Raw genomic sequence first — 23,204 nt, forward strand, 5'->3', positions numbered from 1 at the left:
TACTTATATTTGTATCAACAATAAAGTCTTTTTTATTTCACCTTCTACTAAGGTCAAATAATATTTGTATATTTTTCCTTGTCGTATAGCCTCATTTAAAGCTCTTAAGGACTTAGCATTTTTTGCACCAATAATAAGCCCAGCTGTGTTTCTATCAAGCCTATTTACAATGCTAGGTCTAAATGTCAAATCTCTACTATTTACTTTATTTGTTTTATATAAGTATGAAGTCATTTGATCAACCAAATTTTTACCATAATCACTTGAACTTGCAGCATGGGATAAAACTCCAGATTTTTTATCAATAATTATAATATTCTCATCTTCATAAATTATATCAAGATTAAAATTACTTGCTTTAAAGTCATCCTTTCTAACCCACTTATGATAATCCTCATCTTTTATATACATTTTTACAATGTCATCTTTTTTTACTAAATCATCTTTTTTTGCTCTTTTATCATTAATTTTGAAATTTTTCTTTCTTATATTTTTTTGAATAATTGATAAGGGAGCATTTTTTAAATATTTCCTCAAAAATCTATCAAATCTTTGATTTGAATCATTTTCATTTATTTTAACTTCTATCATATTTAATATGACTTATTAACATAAGAATCTATCATAGAAACTTTTGCTTCTTCTAAAAAAACATTTTTTATCCTGAAGTTTTTTTAATAGATTTTTATTTTTAGAATGTAGAATTAATTTATCATAATCTTTAATATATATTTCAAAAATTTCACCTGTCAATCTTTTTGATTTCAATTTTATATAATAAGCTTCTATATCTTTATAATCTATTAATTCTAATAATTTTTCTGTGGCTATATCTTTTAAGTAATAATAATTTTCTCTATTATTTATTTCTTGTTGATACTTTTTTTTCTTTTTATATATTAAATTCAAGGCTATTTGGTTAGATCTTTTTGCCATAATGTTATAATATTGGTAATTATAAACAGCTTCTAGGACTGTAGAAATATTTGAAAATGGCTTTAGATCAAGTTTCACCAAATACTCATAATTTATTTCTAAAAATTCATTTTTACAGATTTTTTTCTCAGTTAATAAATCAATACTTTCCTTTCTCCATTTATTGAAAGTTTCTAATTTTTTTATATCATCTAACATAATATCAAAAAACCGTCTCTGTGAGACGGCTTTATTTTAATCTAATAATTTTGTTTCGTGAATTTCTGCATCAAGTGATTCAGGTATATCGCTTGCCTTACAGTCTAGGCCAAGATAGATATCGACTTTACATTCATTAGAAAGTTTAGTTAAGCTATCTGAAAGTTTCTCAATATTTTCACTATTTATATCAACTATATCATAAATACCATCGATATATATTTTTCCAATATCATAATCTCTTGCTAATATTCCAGCTATGAATCCTCTAAATGACTCAACTGAATCGATAAAGAAATCTGATGCATCTATCAATCTTACAGAGTGGTCTAATGAATAAATTTGTTCATTATCACTATCTACAAATACGATATTTGCATTTCCCTTTCCTTTTTCATCATTAGCTTGGTCAATTAACCATTTTGTTTTTCCACTTCCTGAAGGTCCTAATACTAAATAAATCATTTCATCTCTCCCTTTAATTTTTTATATTCTCTTTGGATACTAAGATCACCTTGGAGAATATTATTCTCATTCATATACTTTATTATTTCATCTCTAATCAACCACCAAGATGTATCCCAGTTGCAAAAAACTGTATCTTCTTTTGGAGCTCTACCAACTAATCTTTGAATTGCTATGTCCTTGTTAATATGTCTTAGAAATAAAATAACATTTTTTTGATAATCTTCTTTCGAAGGCATCACAAATTCATTATTTTTATACATTTTTTCAAGTTGTGTGTTTTTAATAATAAATAATGAATGAATTTTAACTTCTCTCACTTTAAGAACATTAATAATTCTAGCAGTTTCAACAATATCTTGATTATCATCCCAAGGTAAAGATAGGATTACATGGGTACATATTCTAAATCCATAGTCATTAATCATATTACAAGCTTTAATGAAATCAGCCAAGTCTTCACATCTATTAAGAATTTTTAATGTTTTATAATTAGCTGTCTGTAAGCCTAGTTCAATAATTATATCCTTGCCAGTTTTTTCAGAAATTTTTTTCAAAAATTCTAATTTTCTGTAAGTTATACAATCACTTCTAGTTGATATTGAAATAGCTGATATATATTCTTTATCGCAAGCTTCTATAACTTCTACAAATTTATCATATTCCATATATGTGTTTGAAAAGTTTTGAAAATAAGCTATAAACTTTTTTGCTTTATATCTATTACCTATATAATTTTTATTAGTTTCTAATTGCTTGTCCACTGTCATGGATGATGGAAGATTTTCAAAACTTCCACCACTTTCTGAGCAAAAAATACATCCTAGATTGCTTTTTTCTCCATCTCTATTTGGACAAGTCAAGGATAATTTTACAGGTAATTTATATACTTTTTGTCCATATTTAGTTTTATAATATTCTGATATAGGAAAATAGGGTAAATCCTTATTCATCAATATCCCTATTTTCTAAATCATATTCGTATTCATTTACAATTTTATCTATCGTGTCATAGTCCCAATAATGTGAAAATAGATGATATATTTGGTCTAATTGTTCTTCATCTTCCAATGAATTCAACCTAATTTCTCCTGTCTCTTCATCATCTAATTCATATAAGAGTATTATTAACTCACTATTTTCAGAATCAACTAATGCTATATAATCTATGCCATCAACAGAAAATATATCTATTAGATAACATTCACTAGGATTTTCACCAAGTTGCAATTCAATTATTGCTTTTCCTTCGTTTTTTTCAAACTCAATATCATGACCATGAATTTCAAATTTTTTTGACATCATTACTCCAAACTTTTATTTAGCCTAAATAAAACTTCCTTTATTAAAGAAAATGTTTTTAAAATATCTTTAAAATCACAAGCAGATTTTTTTATATCTACTTGTTTATATTTTACCCCAATTGATACCATATTAACATCAAATTTATAGAAAATTAAATTACAATCTAAAGAATATTGTGTTTTTATTATCTCTAAATTGCTTTTAAATAAATAATCGTAGGTAGATTTAAATATTTTTGATAATTCATCATTGCTATTTTGCCAAGATGGAATTTCAAGTCTATTTATAAATTTGCCTCCGTTAATATTTGATGCTAATTTAGTTTTTCTATCATCTGATTTAAGCTTTCTTCAGATAAAGATCTAAAAATCATAACAATATTTAATTTGTTACTAGATGTACTGGACCTAGCAAGGGTTGAGGAAGATATTGCTGTTTTAGTATTACTATCAACTGAATATGTTCCATTTAAAGCTAATTCCACAAATGACGAAATATGTTCATAAGATTCTTGAGTCATTGGATAAAATTTTAGACTATTTATTTTTTCTATTTCAAATTTTAAATTTGGTTCAATCCTTAAATTTGTTGACAAATACTCACTAACAAATAAATTAAAAACATCTAACAAGTCATTTTCGAATTCTTTTTTACACGCTATGTCTACATAGCTTATATATGGAATGCTGTCAAATTTTGCCCCACCTTTTATTTCTATAACATCTAAGTCTACTTTTGATTTGATTTTTCTCAAAAAAGTCATCAACATCTTAGTTGAGTTTTTAAAAACATTATTTATATCAGCAGTATAGTTATTTCCTACTACATCATTTAGGCTTATCCTATAAATATAATTTTCCTCTAAAAACTTATTTTCGGAAATTTCTGTCCTATCTATCGGTATTTCAACAGTGCTAAGTGTATATGAGGCGAAACTTTCGGCTATGCAATTTGACTCATTTAGGTTCAAATTAATAATATTTTTAGACCTTATAACTGATCTGAGTATACTAAAATCTCTATTATAATCATTTATAAAATTATTGGTTAATAATATATCAAAATTGCTTATTTTTTCTTCAAGCAATAATATAATATTTAAAATCCCACTTATCTCTGTTATATTTAGGTTTGTTTCTATAGAAAAATCTTCTCCATCTTTTATATTTATAAAAGATGACCCATTTATTTTGTCACTTATATTTAAGTGTAAAACAGCTTTAGCTTCTTGATTTTTTATATAGTAACAATCATTTATTAATATAATATTTAATTTTTTTTCTTTTGCCTTTGACAAAACAAATTTTATAAGAGATTTTTTATCATCTATAACCTTAATGTATTCACTTAAATCTTTTGCAATAGATTTTAATTTATTGGGATAGTTCGAATTTTCCATACAAAATTCCTTTAGTAGTATTTCTTTACATCTACCTTTTCTTTTATTTTATTAGTTTTTTCCAAATATTTTTCTTGTCTCTTTATCATTAATAAAGTGTCATGAATTCTATCTTTTATTTCATTAAACTCTGGTAAATGAGCATTATGAGTGTGATCTAGTTTAATTATATGGTAGCCAAATTGAGATTTTACAGGATTTGAAATTTCTCCTTCATCTAATTTATCTAAAGCTTCTTCAAATTCTTTTACCATAGCACCTTGAGGGAATTCACCCAAATCTCCACCCTTGCTAGCCTTGTCAGTTGAATATTTATCAGCAGCTTTTTCAAATTCTAAACCAGCTTTTATTTCTTCTAATATTTTATTAGCTTCATCTTCACTATCAACTAAGATATGACTAGCCTTGTAAGTTTTTGGTTGTTTTATTACTTCTTTATTATTATCATAATATTCTTTTAATTCATCATCACTTACTTTAATATCTTTAAATAATAAATGCATAGCATAATTTTTTAACATATTTTCTTTTGTTAACTTCACCTGATCTGTGAATTCTTTGTCTTGATCAAGTTTATTTTCAATTGCATCTATATACATTAATTCTTGATTAACAAGCTCATCAGCAATTTGATGTATGCCTTGCGGATTTAAAAATTGTTGTCCGCCTTGCATTTGAGTAATAAAGCTAACTACATCTTTCTGGCTGATTTTTTTACCATTTACTTCAGCTAAAATTTCATTTTGTTTTTCTGTCATTTTACCTCTCCAATAATTCTATTTTTTTAGGATATATCCTAATATATTTTTCTTTATACAGTTTTCCAATAGCTCTTTTGTATGCTGCCTTTGAAAAACCAAATACCTTATAAATCTTATCTGGTGATGACTTATCTCCTAAATTAATTGTTCCATCATTTTCTTCTAGATAATATAGGATTTTTTTACTATCATCATCAATTTCTAAGTATGACCTTTTTCTATTCGATAGTTCTATTTTCCCATCATCTTTTACCTCTTTAACTCTTAATTTCATAAGTTCACCTTCAATATGAACACCTTTTAATTCATTAATCCTAATTAAAGAATCAAATTGATTATTGATTGCTACAAATGCTCCTATATGCTTATTTATAGAATATATCCTACCTTCTACAATGTCATTTTCTTTAAAATTATGTTCATTTGATAAAAGATCTCTTATTTTGCTAGTAAGTATTGGCATATTTTGATTGTCAAAATAAAGTCCAACAGGGTAAGTCATATCCTTTATAATTTTATAAGTTTTTTCGCTTGCTGGCATTAGTAATTTTATATTATCTTGGTATAAAAAATATGCTCCATTTTTTTTAATTTCAATGCAAGGCATACTATAGACTTTATTAGCTTCTAAATTTAAATTTCTACTAGCTCTTAGTATATTATTTTTATCATAATAAATATAGGCTTCTATCTTATCACCTTGTTTATATCCATCAATCTCTTTCTTATCTATTAAAGCATCTCCAAATTTTGTTTGTATATATGCTTTGTTTTTGTTAATTCTCTTTATTATTAGTTTATTAATAAAATCACTCCTAACTAATTAAATACATCATATGTAAATCCTTCACCTAAAACTTCTGATATTGTGTGAGTAAATACAAAGGCATTTTTATCTATCTTTAAAATATCGTCTCTAATAGGTATATATTTCCTAAAAGGGACTACTGTTAATAAAATATCTCTTTCTTTATGGGAATATCCACCTTCTGACTTATATAAGCTTACTCCTCTTTCGTACTTGTTTAAAATCATGGAATTTATTTCATCACTGTAATCGCTTATAATAGTTATAGCAATTTTTCTTCCCAAACCTTGGATAAAATAGTTAAAACCAAATGATTGTATAATAACTGTTAATACTGCATACATTGCCATTTCTATTCCAAACTCTTTTACAGCCATTAATACAACCATAGAATCTATAAAAAACAAGCACTTAGCTAGAGCTATATTAAAATATTTATTTAAAATAGCAGCAACGATATCAGTACCACCTGATGATGCATTATTAAAGAAAATTCTACTTAATGCAAACGAAACAATTCCCGCCCCAAATAAAATATTTATTAAAATATCATTAGTAAAAACTGTATCTGGAAAAAATTTTTCAAAAAACATCAAGCTCAATGATATTAGCAAGGCTGATAAGACTGATTTGTATCCAAATTCTTTACCCATCAAAAGAAATGCCAATACAAATAAAATTACATTTAGAAACAAGGACCATTGTCCAACAGTAAAAAAAGCTAAACCAATTAGCAAATATTAGCGAAATACCTGTCACCCCACCTGAAGCAATTTTATGTTGGACTAGAAAAAAATACATTCCAAAAGCTATTAATATTGAATTTACTGAAATATTAATAGTCTTAATTATTTTATCACCCATATTATTTCCTCTATTAACATTTATTTAAATTTTTCACAGTAGACTACTCTAGTATTAACAAAATTTAAGATATTCAAATTTAAAAGGCTAAGAAAGAAATATTCCTAGCCTTTTATATTACCTTATCCATGAAGGTATTATTTCTGAAAAGTTATCATACATATTCAAGATTTTTTCTATTTCAAATTCACTCAAATATGATTTTTTATTATCTCTAATATCAACTAAGGATTGTAAAATAAAATATGCTTGGTAAAAGCTTAAAAGTCTATAAAATTTTCTAGAAATCACATCATTACCATGATATGATTTTATCACCCCAATTGCAAAATCGGGGTGTTTTATTGCTATTTTATTAATATTAACAAAGTCACTAACTCCATCGCCAACCTTTATTTCTTTTAAACCTCTAATATCTATTTGATCCTTATCAAAAATTCTGATATTTTTATAACTTATATTTTGATATAAAGGATTACAAGTTGTATTTTTACAGATATATTTGTTATTCATTAAATAATCTACTAAGATATAATCGTTATTATCATGAACTTTATTTAAACCATGTCTGTATAATAAAAAATTAACTTTTGTTTCTACATTCTTATACCAATCTAAATTATTATTCTTATCAATTTTTTTTATATGAATATTTTTAAGTATACTCCCAAACTTAGAACCTATTTTGTAAGCTTCTTCCTTGCTTATCCTATCTAAATATTCTCCTAAAGATATTTCATTTCTATATTCAAAAACTTTATAAGACTTATTAATATCCGGCATTATCCCAATTTCAAACAAATCTAAAGTATCTAACAAATCAATCTCTTTTAAATAATTGTTTATTTTTTCCTCGTTTTTTAAATTGTCATAATCATTAATATTATAAAGTCCTAAAACATAGGAAATATCATCAACTTTTACCCTGATTTTATTTGAAGATATATCTTCAATCACTTTAATCCTATCAATTTTATCTATAAAAAATTTAGTTCTTTTTATAATTTTAAGAGACTTATCATTCATATTTTTATCCATTAATTATGTTTTTCAACAGATTCTTCTATATCTTTAACATCTTCTAAGTCTAGAATATTTAAAGCAAATTTTTCCTCTTCTTTAAAGTTAGAATTTCTAATAATATCTTTTACCTTTGGCAATTTAGATGCAGAGCCTGAGAACTCATCTAAACCAAGACCTAATAGCAATTTTGTAGCCTTAGTATCTGATGCAAATTGGCCGCACATTCCAGTCCATTTACCTGCCTTATGACTTTCATCGATAACATGTTTAATTGATCTGATTACTGCTGGATTAAAGTTATTATATATATCAGAAATATTTTCATTTCCTCTGTCACAAGCAAGGGTATATTGGGTCAAGTCGTTTGTACCAATTGAGAAGAAATCAGAATATTTTATTAACTTATCCGCCATAATTATTGATGCAGATGTTTCAACCATTATTCCGAGGTCTATATCTTTATTATAAGCTATTCCTTCTTTATCAAGATCCTTTTTCAAATCTTCAAGTAAGGCTCTTGTTTGTTTAATTTCGTCAGTTGAAATAACAAAAGGAAGCATTATTTTTAAATTACCAAAGGCTGACGCTCTAAGTAGGGCTCTTAATTGGGCTTTAAAAATATCTTGATGATCTAAGCAAAATCTAATTGCCCTATAACCTAAAAATGGATTTTCTTCTTCAGGGAAATCATAATAATCTAGGCCTTTGTCCCCACCAATATCTAAAGTTCTAACAACTAAAGGTTTTTCTCCAAGCATTTGAGTGGCTTTTTTGTATACTTGGTATTGTTCTTCCTCTGTTGGGAAATGATCATTTTCCATATACAAAAATTCTGTCCTAAATAGTCCAACCCCGTCACATCCATGTTCAATTGCAACTTCAAGGTCAGCTAGATTTCCTATATTTGCAGAAACTTCACATACTTTTCCATCTAGAGTTTTAGCTTCAAGATTTTTTACTTTTTCAAGTCTTTGTCTCTCTTCTTTTTCTTTTTCAATTTTTTCTTTATATTCACTAACTTCTTGATCAGAAGGATTTATAATTAGTAGACCTTGATTTCCATCAATAATTGCTAGCTCATCGCCTTTAATTTTTGTGGAAATATCTTGCATACCTACTAGTGCAGGAATATCTAAGTTTTGAGCAATTATAGAAACATGAGATGTTTTTCCACCAAGATCTGTAGCAAATGCTAAAACTTTTTCCTTATCCATATTAGATGTATCAGATGGTGTTAGCTCTTTAGAAATAACAATACATTCCTCATCTAGTTTTGATAAGTCTTTTGGAACTATATTTTTTATTTTACACAAAACTTGAAAACCAATGTCTTTGTAATCATCAGCTCTTTCTTTTAAATATTCATCATCAAGAGCAGACATAACCATTACCATTTGTTCTACTGTCTCACTTGTAGCAAGCTCAGCATTTTTATTTTCATTTTGAATTTTCTCTTTTATAGTATCTGAGAAGTATGGATCTTGTAACAGTTCTTTGTGAGCTCTAACTATATTTAAAACTTCTTCGTTCTCTTCGTTGTTTTCTTTATAATCTAAATCTTTAAAGTAAGAATCAATAGCTTGATCAACTTTTTTAATATTATCTTCTTTTTCTCCATCTTGGATACTTAACTTATCAATAACTAACTCTTCTTTATTAAATAAAAAAAGCTTACCTATAGCAACTCCATTAGATGCTATAATACCTTTTAATTTTTCTGACATTTTTAAAATTCCTTTCTAATTATAAAAATATAGGGGTACAAATAAGTACCCCTTAATTAATTATTCTGATAAGTTATCAATAAAATCAGCTAGTTTATCTGCAAAAGCTTCTTCGTCTTCACCTTCAACTATGATACCAATTTCTGTACCTTTTGAAATTCCAAGACTCATTACGTTAAATATACTTTTAGCGTTAGCTTCTTTGCCATCTTTAACTAATTTAACATCACCAGGATAATTTTTTACAAATTGAACTAATGATGCAGCTGGTCTTGCGTGTAGACCTGTTTCGTTAGTAACAACAATTTTTCTTTCTGCCATAATTGCCTCCTAAATTATTATATTATTATTTTAACATTTAAATAAGTTACATTCAACTAATGCTTTTTGTACTATCTCTTTCTATTAATTGGGCATCTAATATCCAATTGTTTTCAAGGATGTCTTCTTCTCCTCTAATTCTTTTGATTAGTGCCCTTATTCCTATGGCTCCTATATCATAGTTAGGGATAGAAACAGTAGTTAATTTCGGTCTATATACTCTAGATATTTCATAATTTCCGAATCCTACTACTGAATAATCTTCTGGTATTTTTATACCATTATCAAGACAATAAGATATAAATCCTACTGCCGTTTGATCATTATAAAAGCTTATAGCACTTATATTTTCGCTTTTAGCTTGAGATATAACCTCTTCTCCTATATTATACCCATCATCACTATTTTTTCCATCAGCTTCTATAATAATAGATTTTAAATTATTTTCTTTAATAAATTTCTCATAGCCTGAAATTTTTGTGTCTGTTAAATGATTGTGATTTTTGAGTGTAACGTAAGCGATATTTTCATGTCCTTGATTAAATAAATGTTTTACAAGTTTATATTGTTCTTTTTCATAATCTATTTTTACAGTATTTATTTTTTTGAATTCATGTAATTTATCTAATAATAAAAATGGTATTTTATTATCTCTTAACTTCACCAAAATTTCAGGAGAAATATCCTCGCTTATTACTACAATTCCTTCAACTTGTTTTGTTGATAAGAAGTCAATAGCATTTTCTAGGGCATTATCGTCCCCATAAGTACTTGATAGAATTATATCGTATTTATAGAGGTGACCGATTTCTTCTACTCCTCTAATTAATTGCGCCATATATTCTATTCCAATGTCCTCGACTATAACTCCTATTAGGTTGGATTTTTTCATAACCAAACTTCTGGCAAGCTCATTTGGCTTAAAATCTAATTTGTTTATAGCATCTAAAACTTTTTTCTTGCTTCAGGACTTACTGGTTTTGAATCATTCATTACTCTTGATACAGTTGAGATTGAAACTCCTGCAAGTTTCGCAACGTCTTTAATCGTTGGTTGTGCCATGTATGCTCCTTTCTTAATTAAAAATAATAAAGGCCATCTATGATGGCCTATCTTCCAGATATTACACTTTTTACAATGTCAAATACATCCATTATTAATGAAGCATAATCATTTATTGAAGCAATTCCTTCTCCAAATGTATCAGTTGTATCAACTACACTTTCTCCAAAATAATTAACTGTGTCTTTTACATCTACAGTAATATCACTTACATTAGAAATAGCTAAATTTGCATTAGATATAGCCATTTTAAGATTTGGATCTGAAACTAATCCATTTACATTATCAACTAAAATATTTGCTTGATCTACAAGTGCTGGTAATTTATCAATTACTCCGTCTAAATTTTTCTCGTTTTTATCAACAATTTTTTGTATAGAGTCAACTAAGCCGGAAGCTTTTTTCAAAAATAAAGCAAGAAATATTATAGCAATAATACCTACTAATAATAAGATTACATCAGCTATTAATCTTAAATTTATTGTAACCATTATCTACCCCTTACTTATTTTTTTTATCCTCAGCTCTTTTAACTTCTCCAGCTTTCTTTTTAGTATCATCAGCTACGTCTTTGACTTCTTCTTTACCTTCTTTTATATCTTTTTTAGCTTCTTTAGCACCATCTTTAGCTGCATCTTTGACGTCTTTTGCATCTTCTTTTAATTTTTTAGCTTCTTCTTTAACGTCTTTTGCATTTTCTTTGGCATTTGCCTTTGTCTTTTCTACAGTGTCTTTAAGAACTTTTTTTCCTTCTTCAAATCCTTCTTCTATAGGCTCTAATTCTGTATAAGCTCTATCTTTAAAATCCACATATGAATCTTTTGCATTTTCAATTAAATCATTTGTAGAATCTTTAACTTGGTTTACAGTATTATCTACAGAATCTTTAATATCTTTTCTTAAATCTTTTCCTGATTTTGGTGCTAAAAATAATCCAGCAGCTACTCCTGCTAAAGCTCCAACTAGAGCGCCTTGAGCTCTCATTCTGCTATCATGATTTTTAACTTTCCAAATTTCATATTTAATTTCTCTTTGTTTTCTTTGTGCTTTGCTTTCAATATAATCAGCTATACTCATTTTATCTCTCCTTATATTAAATATTTTGTCAAATACTTTCTTACTTATTAATACCCATATTAATAAGTAAAGTAACATTAATAAAAAAATCCAAGGTGGCCCTTATATTTAATACCTTCGCGTTAGTGAAGGTGGGTTTGCTGTTTGAAATTTCTGACTTCCACTCACAGGAGGCTTGCCATCAAAGTCAAAACTCCGCAATCCCTTATAAATGTTGTAGGTTTAAATTTGGACCTTGCTCCTTGGAATATCTTTATTATATATCATGAAAAGCATAATTGCAAATCATTCATATTTTCTAAAAAAGCTTGGAATTTAAATACTTATCAAAATCAGGTTTTGATAATATCGTTATTTTCTTTTGATCTCTAAAACTCTTAAATTTAATCCTATATGCATGTAATAAAAATCTTTCTATATCATACTTTGATCCGTATAAATTATCCCCAAGAATTGGGTGGTTTAAATAAGCCAAACTTAATCTTATTTGATGAGTTTTTCCTGTATAGATTTTACAGTATATTAAAGAAAATTTACCATAATTTTTTAATGTCTTAAAATATGTTTTTACATGATTCTTATCGGAAACAACTTTCATTTTTTTATTTTCTTTGTCATAATCAATATCTATTTCACAAAAGTCATCAATTATTAAATTTCCTTCAACTAAGGCTAGATATTCTTTATCAAGTTCATTATTTTCTATTTGATTTTGATAATAAGCATGAGAAAAGGGATTTTTTGCTACCAGCATTATTCCAGAAGTGTTCATATCAAGTCTATTTATTAATCTTATTTGGGATTTTATCTTATTTTCTTTAAAATAATAAGCAAGGTAATTTGATAAGCTTTCTTGATTTTTAGAATTAACTGTAAGATTTGGAGGCTTATCAACAGCCACAATATCTTTATCTTCATATAAAATTTTTATTTTTTTATTAATAGGTTCATAATTTAAATTTTCATCCTCTATTAAAATTTTAACTTTATCCCCTGCTTTTAATCCAATATTTTTACTAATTTTCTCATCATTAACATATACTAAGTTATTTATAATTTTCTTATAAGCCCTAGTGGATATATTTTTACTTTTTAATAACTCTTTTAAATTTATTTTTTCTTTAATTTCAAATTCTAATTTATCCATATTTCACCTCAAATCTTTTATATTTTTATGTTATAATTAATTATATCTTAAGAAAGGTAAGTAACAATGACTAAAATAATCAATATATTTAAAAATAAATCTAGATATAGCAAAAATATATACAATAAAACTAAGTCTATTTTAAATGATTTTGGATATGAAGTATCTTCCAATTATAATCCAAACGCCTGTTTAAACCTTGTTATTGGTGGTGATGGAACTTTCCTAAATGCTGTCAAGAATTCTAAATTTTCAACCATTCCATTTATTGGTATCAACACAGGCCATTTAGGCTTTTACCAAGAGGTTAGTCCAGACAATATTGAAGATTTTGTTAAATGTTTTTCCGAAAAAAAATATTACATAGAAAAATTACCTATGCTTGAATCGAAAATAGGAAGAAATCAAATTAATGCTGTTAATGAAGTTGTAGTAAAAAGTAATAGAAATCAAATTGTAAGACTTAGACTTTTTATTGATGGCAATTTCATAGAAAACTTTTCAGGTGATGGTTTAATAATTTCTACTCCTCACGGATCTACTGCATACAACTTATCATCAAACGGTGCTATATTGCACCAATCTTTGGAAGGATTTCAACTTACACCAATAGCTCCAGTTTTTTCTAGTTTAAATAGGTCATTAAAAGCTCCAATAATTTTACCGAAAAATGCAGAAATAGAAATCAACGTCAGCAAAAGAGATAATTATCATACTGTTTTTTTATTCGATGGAAAAGAATTCAAATCAAATAATTTTAAAATAACTACAAAAATTTCAAATAAAGAATTAAAAAAACTTATTTTAAATAAAAATCACTATTGGACAAATATTAAAAATAAGCTCTTATAAATATAAAAGGTTAGTATCCAAATAAAAGATACTAACCTTTTTTTAATATAAATTCACATTGTTTACTATGTTATTTATCATTTGTCCACCAATTGGAACTGCTACTTCTCCAGCTAGTTCATCTGTATCTTCAACAACTATTGCAAATGCGAGCTTAGGATCATAGGCTGGCGCAAATCCTACAAACCATCCATCTACTCCACCATCTTTTTTATCTACAGTTCCAGATTTTCCTGCAATTTGAACTGATTGTAAATAAGCTGCCTTTGCTGTACCATAATTTACAACATCAACCATATAGTCTCTAATTGTATTTGCTATCTCTGTACTGGTTACATCAGATATAACTTCGCTTTTACTTTCTTTAATAACTTTTCCATCTTTATTAACAACATTTCTTACCAATCTTGGTTGCATCATTTTTCCATCATTTGCAATCGTAGATGCAATCATCGCCATGTGTAAAGGTGTAACTTTTGTCTTTCCATATCCAAAAGCTGTCATTGCTGTATCTACTTGGTTTAAGTCATCAAATGGTATTTTTGGACTAACTTTTTCTAAGTCAAATTTATAATTTTTATTAAACATATAATCTTCTGTAACTTTTTTAAATTTATCTTTGCCAATTTGATTTATTTTTGAAGCAAAGTAAGTATTAAGAGAATTCATTAAGGCAGACCTAAGATTAACCTGTCCGTAAGAATAGTCCCCATAATTCGTAATTTTATAATTTTGTATAGTTACACTACCAGTATCATTAAAATTAGTATTTATTCCACTTCTTAATATTGTATCTGCACTTACTATTTTCATAGTTGATGCAGGCCTATAAATACCTTGGCTTGATCTGTTTAATAAAGGTGCATCTGTGTCTTGAATTAAAAGATCCCAGTCCTCGTCCAAAGTATTAGGATTATATGATGGTTTTGATACCATGGCTAAAACTTCACCATTTCTAGGATCCATAACAACAATTGATCCAATATGATTTCCTAAACTGTTATATGCAATTTCCTGAATTGTTTGATCAATTGTTAGGTTTAAGTTATTACCTACACCAGTTTTTTCTACCATATCTCTTATTTTAGATGTGGGTTGGTCAGAAATATTTAAAAGTTCTTTATTATAAGTTTTTTCCAAACCACTTTTTCCATATTTTACTGAATTATATCCTGTAAAAGCTGAGTTTACTTTTCCCTCACTATAAACCCTAAAACTGTTTCCATTTTCATCTTTTTCGTTATAAACTAAGACATTTCCATTTCTATCGTAAATATTTCCTCTTTTTATAACATTTTCATTCACCCATAATCTTTTGTTATGAGAATTTTCCGAAAGGCTTTCTGCCTTAAATAGTTGAAAGTATACAAGATACAAAACTATAAATAAAAACATTAATATAAATAAAATCATCACATATATTAATCTCTTATTCATTGTAGATTTTTCTAAAATATGGACATTTTCTTCGTCCTTTAGTCTTTGTTTTTTTTCCATTTCAAGAATTTTTTGAATAAATGGTTTTTGTTTATCTTTTTTCTTTTTCATTTTCATCACCATTTTCTAAATTTTGACCGCAATATTGTAGTATTGCAAGTAAAATAAATCCTGAAACCATTGAAGAACCACCAGCTGATATAAATGGGAGTGTAACTCCAGTAAGTGGAATTAGTTTTAAAACCCCACCTAAAATTATTAGAGTTTGAAGTGCAAATAAAATTCCTATACAAAAAGCTAATATTGAATAAAACTTATTTTCTTGTTGTAAAGATACTTTAATTGCCCTATAAACCAAAATCAAAAATAATAATACAACTGCAATTCCCATAAATATTCCATATTCTTCACAAATTGCTGGAAAGATAAAATCACTTTCAGCAACTGGTATATAATCAGGTCTTCCTAAACCAATTCCAGTTCCAAATAAACCTCCACTTGCCAAGGCAAATAATGATTGTGTAATTTGATATCCTTTATCATCAATTACAGACCATGGATCTATCCAAGTCTCAACTCTTACTCTTATGTGAGAAAATAAAAAGTAAGCTAAAATTGCACCTAATATAACTAGAATAAGATTAACAAATATTAATTTTCTATCTCTCTCATATACAAATTGTGTAAGTATCATAGTTCCAAAAAATATTAAGGCTGTTCCCAATTCCTTTTGAATAAAAAACATCAAAATAAAAATATAAATTCCAATAGATAGGTAATATTTTCCAAAAGCTTTTTTCTTATACTTGTTGTAATTTGTGTAAAAACTGGCTATAAAAAATATAAACGGAATTTTAATAAATTCAGATGGTTGTATGCTAATAGGTCCAAGAGTAATCCAGTTTTTTGCTCCACCAGATGCAAATCCGAAAATTAGTGTAGCTACAAACAAAACAATAGATACCACAAAGTAAAAAACTATATGATTATCCCAATTTTTATTTTTAGGTAAGATATAATAAGTAGTAAAAAATACTATAACTCCTATAAAATAAAATAGCAGCTGTTTTTTTCCTAAAGCTGGATCTAGCCTATAAATCATTACAACTCCAATTGAAAACAACATATTAACTATCAACAATAATATACTATCGCTTCTTGTTAGTTTGTTAGCTAAGACAGTAGAGATAATTGTAATAGCAAGTATTGCTACATATGCATAAAAATCACCACTTTTTAGCTTATCTGCATTATAAATCATGGATAAACTTAAAGATAGAAATTCAAAAACAAACAAAAGAAATAGAGCTTTAGCCTTATATTTTTTTTGGTTAAGAATATTTTTATTTTCTTTTTTAAGCATCTTCATCACCATTTATAAATAAAAATTTTAATTCCCCAAATTTTATTATATCTTTATTTTTAAGCTCGATAGCTTCATTTATTCTTTCATCATTTAGGTAAGTACCATTAGAAGAGTTCAAATCTTCTAAAAAATATATTCCATTATCTAAAATAATCCTTGCATGAAAACTTGATAAAAACTTATCCTTTATACATATAGAATTTCTATCATCTCTTCCTATTGTATTGTTTTCACCTATATAATAGTATTCTTGAACTTTAAACTTATGTTCTTGATTTTGATTAATAAACTGTAGATATGTATCTGAGATTTGCTCTTTTTTAACAGCATATCTTACATCATAATAAATTATTCTTATAATAGAATAAATAAAGTATAAGACAATTACTACGAATACATATTTTAAAATTGTAGATAACAATTGATATAATGTCATATTACCAAAAACTTGTATAGAAAAAACTTTATCTATAAAGTTAAAAAATTGATCCATAAGACCTCCTTACTTTCTTTTATCTATCTTATCAAAAATTTATCTTTCTTTAAAATAAACTTATAAAAAACATAAGTTTATTTTAAATTCCAAAAATATTATGCCTATGAACTATATGAAAAATTTGTTCATAGGCATATTTTTTTAGCTTTAATCAATCTTATCTATTATTTTATTAACTTCTGCTTTTAATTTTTCTTTCTTATCTTCTGCTTTTTCTTCGCTTTCACCTATAAGATTTAAGTATAATTTTATTTTTGGCTCTGTACCTGATGGTCTTAGAACAAACCAAGAATCATCTTCTAGATAGTATTTCAAAACATTAGATTTAGAAAGACCAGTATCATCGAATTGATAATCTACAATTTTTTTAACTTTTAATCCTATAAATTTATCAATTGGATTTTTTCTTATGCTCTCCATAATTCTTTTGATTTTTTTGAGCCCCATCCAAACCTTCAAGTACTATAGATTGAACTTCATTTGAATAATATCCGTATTCTTCATAAATTTTTTCTAAAACATCTAATAAAGATTCACCTTTTTTCTTGTAATAAGCTGTCATTTCACTAATAAGCATAGCAGCATTTACAGCATCCTTATCTCTTACGAATGTTTTATAATTATATCCTATACTTTCTTCAAATCCAAAGATAAATTCACCTTTGCCAACTTTTTCAAACTCATTGGCAACTTCATAAATATTTTTAAATCCAGTCAAAACTTCGTAAACATCAACACCAAAACTTTTTGCAATAGGCTTTACTAAATCTGTTGATACAATTGATTTAACAATAGCACCATCTTTTGGCAAAGAATTATTTTCTTTTAGGGCAGTTAAAATATAGTTTGAAAGAAGAGATCCAATTTGATTTCCTGTTAAGAATATATAATTCCCATTTTCATCTTTTACTTCTACAGCACACCTGTCTGAATCAGGATCTGTTGCAAGTAAAAGTTCAGCATCAACTTTCTTTCCTAGTTCTTCTGAAAGTTTAAAAGCTTTTGGATCTTCAGGATTTGGATAACCAACAGTAGAAAAATCTGGATCTGGATTTTCTTGTTCTTCAACTATATAAATATTTTTAAATCCTCTTTCATCAAGAATTCTTCTAACCAATTTATTCCCACAACCATTTAATGGTGTATATACAATTTTAACATTTTTATCGATATCTTCATTAATTGTGCAATCCAAAACTTCTTTAACATAATCTTCTATAAGAGAATCATCTATATAAGAAATTATTCCTTCACCCATTGCCTTATCAAAATCTACTCTTTTTATTTTAGAATAATCATCATATTCTTTCATATAATTTTGAATTTTTACAGCTGTATCTTCAAGTATTTGGCTTCCGTCTGATCCATAAGCCTTATATCCATTATATTCTCTTGGATTATGACTTGCAGTAACCATAACTCCACCTATAGCTTTTAATTTTCTAATTGCATATGAGCAAACAGGAGTTGGTTGAATATCTTTAAAAATATGAACTTTTATTCCATTAGCTGCAAAAACTTCAGAGCTAATTTTTGAAAACTCATCTGATCTATGTCTTACATCATAACAAATTACAACACCCTTTTCTTTTGCCTCTTCACCCATCTCATTAATTGTATCTGCAAATCCTTGAGTTGCTTTAGCAACTGTGTATTGATTCATTCTATTTGTTCCAGCACCAATCTTACCTCTAAGACCTGCAGTACCGAATGCTAGTTCTTGATAGAACCTATCTTCTATTTCTGCTTCATCATCTTCTATTTTTTTTAATTCATTCCTTGTGTCATTATCAAAGAACTCATTATTCAACCAATCTTCATAAATTTTTTTATAATTCATCTTTTTCTCCTCTTATATATACATTTGCAGATTTTTTACCTAAATAATTAACTTCAGATATATCTAATCTTTTATTAATAATACCCTTTTGATTAAAAATTTTAACAAGTTCTTTTTCACCTTCAAATATCTTATTTTTCAGATTTTCATCTATATAAATCTCTTTATCTAGAGCATTTATTATTATATAAACCAAACTGTCCCTATCTTTTAATTTATAGGCAATAATATGATCATCTAGATTATCAACAAATGTTAGGCTTTTTTTAATTTCTGATGATTTAATTATGTTGAAAATTTTTAATTTTTTTCTAAGTTTTATTAAATCCTTAACATATTCAAACATTTCTAAGTTATCAATTTTATCTTGCCAGTTAACTCCATTTACACTCAAGCTTGAATTGTAGGAATTGCTGTTATTTGATTTGGTATTATTAAATTCATTACCTTCATAAATAAGGGGCTTGCCAAAAGATAAAAATAAAATAGCAAAGCCTAATTTAGCAATTAAATTTATATCATCATCATGATTTAAGGAAATTTTTAGTTTATCATAATATATTAAATTATCATGGCAATTAAAATAGTTTATTACCTCGCTAGCGTCATCTGCAAATCCATTTCTTTTTTCATCATAAAAAATACTTCCTGCTATTCCTGTTTCAATTTGATTTTTCAAAAAGAAATTTCCTTGAATATAACCCTTAGAGTAACCATTATTATCACCCTTTATTGCATCTCTATACCTATCATTAAATACTGAAAATCCATTAGATTTTTGACTTCCTATTAAAATTTGCTTATCAATTGGAAGCGCAGATTCTCCACCCATCCAAGGCTCTCCATAAACCATAATATATGGCTTTATTTTTTTTAATTCTTTTAGGGCGATTTTTATTGTATCGATATCAATTAAGGCCATAAGATCAAATCTAAAACCATCAATATCGTATTCTAAGACCCAATGCTTTAATGAATCTATAATTAATTTTCTTACAAATGGCCTTTCGCTTGCAAGTTCATTTCCCACCCCCGAACCATTTGAAAAATTTCCATCCTTATTTCTTCTATGATAGTAGCCTGGAGCAAGGATTTCAAGATTTGAATCTTTTGTTTTATAGGTATGGTTAAAAACTACATCCATTATTACATTTATATTATTTTCATGGATTGTTTTAATCATTTTCTTTAATTCATAAATTCGTCTGGATGGATTATATGGATTTGTTGAATAAGAACCTTCAACATTAAAATATAGCTCTGGGTCATAACCCCAATTATAATTATCAGCATCAAAAAATTTTTCTTCTTCTTCAAATGTAGTAATAAAATCATAGATGGGCATTAATTGAATGTGGGTAATTCCCAAATCAACTATATTACTTAATCCAGTAGATTGACCACAAAAGTTAGTCTCAATTTCCGAAAGACCCAAATATTTCCCCCTATATTTCACACCTGAGTTTTTATTAGATGTATAGTCTTTGACATTTAATTCATAAATAACAGCCTCGTTTTCTAAATTTTTCTTATAACTTTTATTAAACCCTTTAGGATTTGTTTTTTTAAAATCAATAACTGCAGACATAAGACTATTTATTGATGAAGCTGTAGAGTAAGGGTCTGTAACTTCGTACATATCTTCTACTAAGTAAGAATAAAAATATCCATCCAAATCTCTTTCTATTTTACAGTAGAAGATGTCATAGTCCTCTTTAACCATTGAAAATTTTTCTTTTCTAGTCTTCCTATAGTCATCACTTATTAATAATTCTATTTTTTCTCTATTGGGAGCAAATACCCTAAATTCTGTAAAATTTTTATTGTAATTTGCTCCCATTTTTATATCTTTAATTTCTTCGTACTTGTATGTCATGTTTCCTATTTTAATATTTCTAAATTTTTGCCAAGATTAAATTCTTTTGCCCACAAAATATTAGCAATCTCATTGTTTATCCATTTCCTTTTATCTAGGTAATCTTTTCCTAACTTTAATCTAATATCCAATAGGTCTTTATTATCTTTAAAAATTAAAAATGAATCATTGTATGAAATTATATAATCGAAAATATTTTTGAAATTATAAGGCAAATTGTTATAATCTTCGTTTATCAAATTATCAACCGTAATTTTAATTATATCATTTTTATAATAAAAATCATTAGCATTATATGTCTTTTGAGTCATCACCAACTCATCATAAGTTTTTCCGAATGTATAAATCTTATTTTCCTTATTGAAATTTGATAATACTCCACCCTTGGATGAAATTACATTTGAGAAATTAAAAATCGAATGCATCATTTCAAAACTTTGATTATCAAATATTGGTAAGGTTAAGTTACTATAAACATCACAGGCTGGATAAATAAGCTTAAGTTTTTCTACATTCAAATCTTCAATAAATATTATTTTTATCTTTTCTTTAATGAGTCTATCCTTATCAATCATGTGTTTTAGAGCAAAAATAAATTTTATAATTTCCTTTGCCATATAATATCCATCATTGGCCTTACCAGAAAATATATAAGTTGTTGGACTTATGATAATATTCGAATTTTCCTTTAACATATAATAAATACTTGCAATATTTATAGCATTTAGAAGTTGCCTTTTTGCTTCATGAAACATGGTAAGCTGCATATCAAAAATAGAGTATGGGTTTAGAGACTTATTTTTATCAAGATCAAAACTTTCAATAAAACTTAGTTTATTTTTATATTTTGCTTCTTCTAAATCATCTACTAAGTTAGAGTTATTCTTCAAGTCATTTAACTTTTCCAAACTAATATCATTGTTTATATCTATTCTATAATTATTTAGTACATTTTTTAAGTTTATATTATTAGAACTAGCATACATATCCCTATCTATACCAAAATTAATATACGAAAACTTTTTATAATCAATTTTATAATTTTCTACAAATGTTTTTGAAAGATAAAAATATTTTCCAACAAAACAATAATTTACTCTATCATATCTTAATTGTTGATTTTCAATTATATTTAAATCTAAATTATCCTTACAGTACTTATCTAAATTTATAATTTCATCATACATAGATTCATCGATTAATTTAATCATTTCTATATCATAATATTCTCTTGAATCAGGGGTAAGAAGAAAACCAATGTGATTAAAAATATTTTTGCTCAACTTCACACATTCATCTAATTCTAAACCATAACCGACATTCAAACACCTAATAAATTCAAGGATAGCTAAGCTTGGGTGAATATCAGAAATGATTACTTTGATTTTTTTATCTATTTTTCTAATATCATCTTCTTTTTTAAAATACCTTCTTAGGATATCTTGAACTGATGATACACTATAGAAATATTCTTGCTTTAACCTAAATAATTTCCCCTCATATGTCGAATTGTCCAAATATAAAAATTGAGTGAGTGAGTTATTATCAATATAATCATTATAAAAGTTCTTTAAATCTCCACTAGTATTATTTAAATAATTAATTTTATTAATTGATTCAGCCTTCCATAGTCTTAATGTATTTACATAATCATTTTCCTCATTAAAAATGGGCATATCATATGCAACAGACTTTAATTGCTTATTCTCCATTTTTATTATATAAGAAAAAGCCTTCTTATGTTCCCACTTATTTCCCTTATATAACCATTCATTAGAATTAATAAATTGACTTCCATCAATAATTTTTTGCTTCATTCCTCCACTTTCATATCTTAGTGCATATGAAATGGACTTTATTTTATTTTTAGATAGTTCTTTTGCGAGATACCATGATCCAAAGCCTATTTCACTATTTCCAAGGCTTGCTTCCCTTTCATAAGCTATTAGATCATCCATAGATAAACCAAGAATAGATAAACATTGATCAACTTCTTTCTCATAATTTAAAGATTTGATTGCACTTGATAAAAATTTCCCTGGATTATATTCAAAAGATAAAATATAAAGCTCTTTACCTTCATAATATTTCTTAGAATCAGACCAATTTTTTCCTATATCTTGTAAAAGTGCCTTTACAAGACCATCATAAATTTCATTTATTCTTGCATCTTCAACGTCTTTAGCATAAAAAGAATACAAAAAATTTTGTATTCTTTTTAAAATAAAATTATTTACTTTTTTCATC

Annotated in this window: 23 protein-coding genes, 1 other RNA gene and 3 pseudogenes; 1 reads left to right on the forward strand and 26 read right to left on the reverse strand. The window is 26.6% G+C overall.

From position 1 onward, the window contains the following. Positions 1–3 precede the first annotated feature (3 nt). From ANHYDRO_RS11135 to ANHYDRO_RS03520, 20 genes and pseudogenes are all read right to left on the reverse strand, one after another. On the reverse strand, positions 4–591 hold the full coding sequence (locus ANHYDRO_RS11135) for a pseudouridine synthase (RefSeq protein WP_004813491.1): 588 nt from the start codon (positions 589–591) through the stop codon (positions 4–6). Between the two features lie 15 nt (positions 592–606). Further along, positions 607–1,134 carry a DUF6648 family protein gene (locus tag ANHYDRO_RS03450; RefSeq protein ID WP_004813494.1) on the reverse strand — a complete coding sequence of 176 codons (528 nt, stop codon included), beginning with the start codon at positions 1,132–1,134 and terminating at the stop codon, positions 607–609. Positions 1,135–1,170: 36 nt separating this feature from the next. Next, positions 1,171–1,599 carry an ATP-binding protein gene (locus tag ANHYDRO_RS03455; RefSeq protein WP_004813496.1) on the reverse strand — a complete coding sequence of 143 codons (429 nt, stop codon included), beginning with the start codon at positions 1,597–1,599 and terminating at the stop codon, positions 1,171–1,173. After that, on the reverse strand, positions 1,596–2,552 hold the full coding sequence (mnmL, locus tag ANHYDRO_RS03460; protein ID WP_004813498.1) for a tRNA modification radical SAM protein MnmL/YtqA: 957 nt from the start codon (positions 2,550–2,552) through the stop codon (positions 1,596–1,598). The genes ANHYDRO_RS03455 and mnmL overlap by 4 nt, the downstream gene beginning before the upstream one ends. Next, the gene (locus ANHYDRO_RS03465; protein ID WP_039913912.1) at positions 2,545–2,901 is read right to left on the reverse strand and encodes a DUF1292 domain-containing protein; all 357 of its coding nucleotides are present in this window, start codon (positions 2,899–2,901) and stop codon (positions 2,545–2,547) included. The genes mnmL and ANHYDRO_RS03465 overlap by 8 nt, the downstream gene beginning before the upstream one ends. Positions 2,902–2,903: 2 nt before the next feature. Further along, positions 2,904–3,032, reverse strand: a complete 129-nt coding sequence (locus ANHYDRO_RS11140) for a hypothetical protein (protein WP_004813503.1) — start codon at positions 3,030–3,032, stop codon at positions 2,904–2,906. A gap of 185 nt (positions 3,033–3,217) precedes the next feature. Beyond that, positions 3,218–4,303 (reverse strand): zinc-binding metallopeptidase family protein, encoded by a 1,086-nt coding sequence (locus ANHYDRO_RS03470; RefSeq protein ID WP_004813504.1) that lies wholly within the window; start codon positions 4,301–4,303, stop codon positions 3,218–3,220. Between the two features lie 11 nt (positions 4,304–4,314). Further along, positions 4,315–5,061 carry a peptidylprolyl isomerase gene (locus ANHYDRO_RS03475; protein WP_004813506.1) on the reverse strand — a complete coding sequence of 249 codons (747 nt, stop codon included), beginning with the start codon at positions 5,059–5,061 and terminating at the stop codon, positions 4,315–4,317. A gap of 1 nt (position 5,062) precedes the next feature. Then, a complete protein-coding gene (locus tag ANHYDRO_RS03480; protein WP_004813508.1) occupies positions 5,063–5,671 on the reverse strand; it encodes a S1 RNA-binding domain-containing protein in 609 nt (202 codons plus the stop codon). 48 nt (positions 5,672–5,719) lie between these two features. Continuing rightward, positions 5,720–5,869, reverse strand: a pseudogene (locus ANHYDRO_RS11145) (S1-like domain-containing RNA-binding protein); the annotation flags it as partial. Between the two features lie 14 nt (positions 5,870–5,883). Further along, positions 5,884–6,525 (reverse strand): YitT family protein, encoded by a 642-nt coding sequence (locus ANHYDRO_RS03485; protein WP_004813509.1) that lies wholly within the window; start codon positions 6,523–6,525, stop codon positions 5,884–5,886. Further along, entirely contained in the window at positions 6,518–6,736 is a 219-nt protein-coding gene (locus ANHYDRO_RS10440) for a YitT family protein (protein WP_004813511.1), read from the reverse strand. The genes ANHYDRO_RS03485 and ANHYDRO_RS10440 overlap by 8 nt, the downstream gene beginning before the upstream one ends. A 117-nt stretch (positions 6,737–6,853) precedes the next feature. Beyond that, positions 6,854–7,774, reverse strand: coding sequence for a hypothetical protein (locus ANHYDRO_RS03490; protein WP_004813513.1), 921 nt, complete (start codon positions 7,772–7,774; stop codon positions 6,854–6,856). After that, on the reverse strand, positions 7,774–9,483 hold the full coding sequence (ptsP, locus tag ANHYDRO_RS03495; RefSeq protein WP_004813514.1) for a phosphoenolpyruvate--protein phosphotransferase: 1,710 nt from the start codon (positions 9,481–9,483) through the stop codon (positions 7,774–7,776). The genes ANHYDRO_RS03490 and ptsP overlap by 1 nt, the downstream gene beginning before the upstream one ends. A gap of 60 nt (positions 9,484–9,543) precedes the next feature. After that, a complete protein-coding gene (locus tag ANHYDRO_RS03500) occupies positions 9,544–9,804 on the reverse strand; it encodes an HPr family phosphocarrier protein (protein WP_004813516.1) in 261 nt (86 codons plus the stop codon). A 52-nt stretch (positions 9,805–9,856) separates the two neighbouring features. Further along, positions 9,857–10,866: pseudogene (locus tag ANHYDRO_RS03505) on the reverse strand (LacI family DNA-binding transcriptional regulator). 47 nt (positions 10,867–10,913) lie between these two features. Next, positions 10,914–11,357 carry a DUF948 domain-containing protein gene (locus ANHYDRO_RS03510; protein ID WP_004813521.1) on the reverse strand — a complete coding sequence of 148 codons (444 nt, stop codon included), beginning with the start codon at positions 11,355–11,357 and terminating at the stop codon, positions 10,914–10,916. A gap of 10 nt (positions 11,358–11,367) precedes the next feature. Beyond that, positions 11,368–11,943 (reverse strand): YtxH domain-containing protein, encoded by a 576-nt coding sequence (locus ANHYDRO_RS03515; RefSeq protein WP_004816459.1) that lies wholly within the window; start codon positions 11,941–11,943, stop codon positions 11,368–11,370. Positions 11,944–12,026: 83 nt separating this feature from the next. Then, positions 12,027–12,195: non-coding RNA, 6S RNA (ssrS, locus tag ANHYDRO_RS09590), on the reverse strand. A gap of 46 nt (positions 12,196–12,241) precedes the next feature. Next, positions 12,242–13,090: an RluA family pseudouridine synthase gene (locus ANHYDRO_RS03520; protein ID WP_004813527.1), complete on the reverse strand. Its 849-nt coding sequence runs from the start codon at positions 13,088–13,090 to the stop codon at positions 12,242–12,244. Between the two features lie 66 nt (positions 13,091–13,156). On the opposite strand from ANHYDRO_RS03520, the gene ANHYDRO_RS03525 reads away from it, so the two are divergent. After that, entirely contained in the window at positions 13,157–13,942 is a 786-nt protein-coding gene (locus tag ANHYDRO_RS03525; protein WP_004813528.1) for an NAD(+)/NADH kinase, read from the forward strand. 42 nt (positions 13,943–13,984) lie between these two features. Here the strand turns inward: ANHYDRO_RS03525 and ANHYDRO_RS03530 are convergent, their stop codons facing one another. The 6 genes and pseudogenes from ANHYDRO_RS03530 to ANHYDRO_RS03555 all read right to left on the reverse strand — a co-directional run bounded on the left by ANHYDRO_RS03530 (position 13,985) and on the right by ANHYDRO_RS03555 (position 23,203). Next, complete coding sequence (locus tag ANHYDRO_RS03530; protein ID WP_004813530.1) at positions 13,985–15,496, reverse strand: peptidoglycan D,D-transpeptidase FtsI family protein; 1,512 nt, start codon at positions 15,494–15,496, stop codon at positions 13,985–13,987. After that, the gene (locus ANHYDRO_RS03535; RefSeq protein ID WP_004813531.1) at positions 15,471–16,748 is read right to left on the reverse strand and encodes an FtsW/RodA/SpoVE family cell cycle protein; all 1,278 of its coding nucleotides are present in this window, start codon (positions 16,746–16,748) and stop codon (positions 15,471–15,473) included. The genes ANHYDRO_RS03530 and ANHYDRO_RS03535 overlap by 26 nt, the downstream gene beginning before the upstream one ends. Beyond that, positions 16,735–17,238, reverse strand: coding sequence for an FHA domain-containing protein (locus ANHYDRO_RS03540; protein WP_004813534.1), 504 nt, complete (start codon positions 17,236–17,238; stop codon positions 16,735–16,737). The genes ANHYDRO_RS03535 and ANHYDRO_RS03540 overlap by 14 nt, the downstream gene beginning before the upstream one ends. A 150-nt stretch (positions 17,239–17,388) precedes the next feature. Continuing rightward, positions 17,389–19,081 (reverse strand): annotated as a pseudogene (locus tag ANHYDRO_RS03545) (phospho-sugar mutase). Next, positions 19,071–20,957, reverse strand: coding sequence for a type I pullulanase (gene pulA / locus ANHYDRO_RS03550; RefSeq protein WP_004813540.1), 1,887 nt, complete (start codon positions 20,955–20,957; stop codon positions 19,071–19,073). The pseudogene ANHYDRO_RS03545 and the gene pulA overlap by 11 nt, the downstream one beginning before the upstream one ends. Positions 20,958–20,962: 5 nt before the next feature. After that, a complete protein-coding gene (locus ANHYDRO_RS03555; protein ID WP_004813542.1) occupies positions 20,963–23,203 on the reverse strand; it encodes a glycogen/starch/alpha-glucan phosphorylase in 2,241 nt (746 codons plus the stop codon). Between the last annotated feature and the right edge of the window lies 1 nt (position 23,204).

The organism is Anaerococcus hydrogenalis DSM 7454 (genome assembly GCF_000173355.1).
GTDB lineage: Bacteria > Bacillota > Clostridia > Tissierellales > Peptoniphilaceae > Anaerococcus > Anaerococcus hydrogenalis.

What these genes read in the sequence shown, in the direction of transcription:
- ANHYDRO_RS11135 (WP_004813491.1), bottom strand. Translation starts at nt 591, where the DNA reads ATGATAGAAGTTAAAATAAATGAAAATGATTCAAATCAAAGATTTGAT.
- ANHYDRO_RS03450 (WP_004813494.1), bottom strand. Translation starts at nt 1,134, where the DNA reads ATGTTAGATGATATAAAAAAATTAGAAACTTTCAATAAATGGAGAAAG.
- ANHYDRO_RS03455 (WP_004813496.1), bottom strand. Translation starts at nt 1,599, where the DNA reads ATGATTTATTTAGTATTAGGACCTTCAGGAAGTGGAAAAACAAAATGG.
- mnmL (WP_004813498.1), bottom strand. Translation starts at nt 2,552, where the DNA reads ATGAATAAGGATTTACCCTATTTTCCTATATCAGAATATTATAAAACT.
- ANHYDRO_RS03465 (WP_039913912.1), bottom strand. Translation starts at nt 2,901, where the DNA reads ATGTCAAAAAAATTTGAAATTCATGGTCATGATATTGAGTTTGAAAAA.
- ANHYDRO_RS11140 (WP_004813503.1), bottom strand. Translation starts at nt 3,032, where the DNA reads ATGGTATCAATTGGGGTAAAATATAAACAAGTAGATATAAAAAAATCT.
- ANHYDRO_RS03470 (WP_004813504.1), bottom strand. Translation starts at nt 4,303, where the DNA reads ATGGAAAATTCGAACTATCCCAATAAATTAAAATCTATTGCAAAAGAT.
- ANHYDRO_RS03475 (WP_004813506.1), bottom strand. Translation starts at nt 5,061, where the DNA reads ATGACAGAAAAACAAAATGAAATTTTAGCTGAAGTAAATGGTAAAAAA.
- ANHYDRO_RS03480 (WP_004813508.1), bottom strand. Translation starts at nt 5,671, where the DNA reads ATGCCTTGCATTGAAATTAAAAAAAATGGAGCATATTTTTTATACCAA.
- ANHYDRO_RS03485 (WP_004813509.1), bottom strand. Translation starts at nt 6,525, where the DNA reads ATGGGTAAAGAATTTGGATACAAATCAGTCTTATCAGCCTTGCTAATA.
- ANHYDRO_RS10440 (WP_004813511.1), bottom strand. Translation starts at nt 6,736, where the DNA reads ATGGGTGATAAAATAATTAAGACTATTAATATTTCAGTAAATTCAATA.
- ANHYDRO_RS03490 (WP_004813513.1), bottom strand. Translation starts at nt 7,774, where the DNA reads ATGGATAAAAATATGAATGATAAGTCTCTTAAAATTATAAAAAGAACT.
- ptsP (WP_004813514.1), bottom strand. Translation starts at nt 9,483, where the DNA reads ATGTCAGAAAAATTAAAAGGTATTATAGCATCTAATGGAGTTGCTATA.
- ANHYDRO_RS03500 (WP_004813516.1), bottom strand. Translation starts at nt 9,804, where the DNA reads ATGGCAGAAAGAAAAATTGTTGTTACTAACGAAACAGGTCTACACGCA.
- ANHYDRO_RS03510 (WP_004813521.1), bottom strand. Translation starts at nt 11,357, where the DNA reads ATGGTTACAATAAATTTAAGATTAATAGCTGATGTAATCTTATTATTA.
- ANHYDRO_RS03515 (WP_004816459.1), bottom strand. Translation starts at nt 11,943, where the DNA reads ATGAGTATAGCTGATTATATTGAAAGCAAAGCACAAAGAAAACAAAGA.
- ANHYDRO_RS03520 (WP_004813527.1), bottom strand. Translation starts at nt 13,090, where the DNA reads ATGGATAAATTAGAATTTGAAATTAAAGAAAAAATAAATTTAAAAGAG.
- ANHYDRO_RS03525 (WP_004813528.1), top strand. Translation starts at nt 13,157, where the DNA reads ATGACTAAAATAATCAATATATTTAAAAATAAATCTAGATATAGCAAA.
- ANHYDRO_RS03530 (WP_004813530.1), bottom strand. Translation starts at nt 15,496, where the DNA reads ATGAAAATGAAAAAGAAAAAAGATAAACAAAAACCATTTATTCAAAAA.
- ANHYDRO_RS03535 (WP_004813531.1), bottom strand. Translation starts at nt 16,748, where the DNA reads ATGAAGATGCTTAAAAAAGAAAATAAAAATATTCTTAACCAAAAAAAA.
- ANHYDRO_RS03540 (WP_004813534.1), bottom strand. Translation starts at nt 17,238, where the DNA reads ATGGATCAATTTTTTAACTTTATAGATAAAGTTTTTTCTATACAAGTT.
- pulA (WP_004813540.1), bottom strand. Translation starts at nt 20,957, where the DNA reads ATGACATACAAGTACGAAGAAATTAAAGATATAAAAATGGGAGCAAAT.
- ANHYDRO_RS03555 (WP_004813542.1), bottom strand. Translation starts at nt 23,203, where the DNA reads ATGAAAAAAGTAAATAATTTTATTTTAAAAAGAATACAAAATTTTTTG.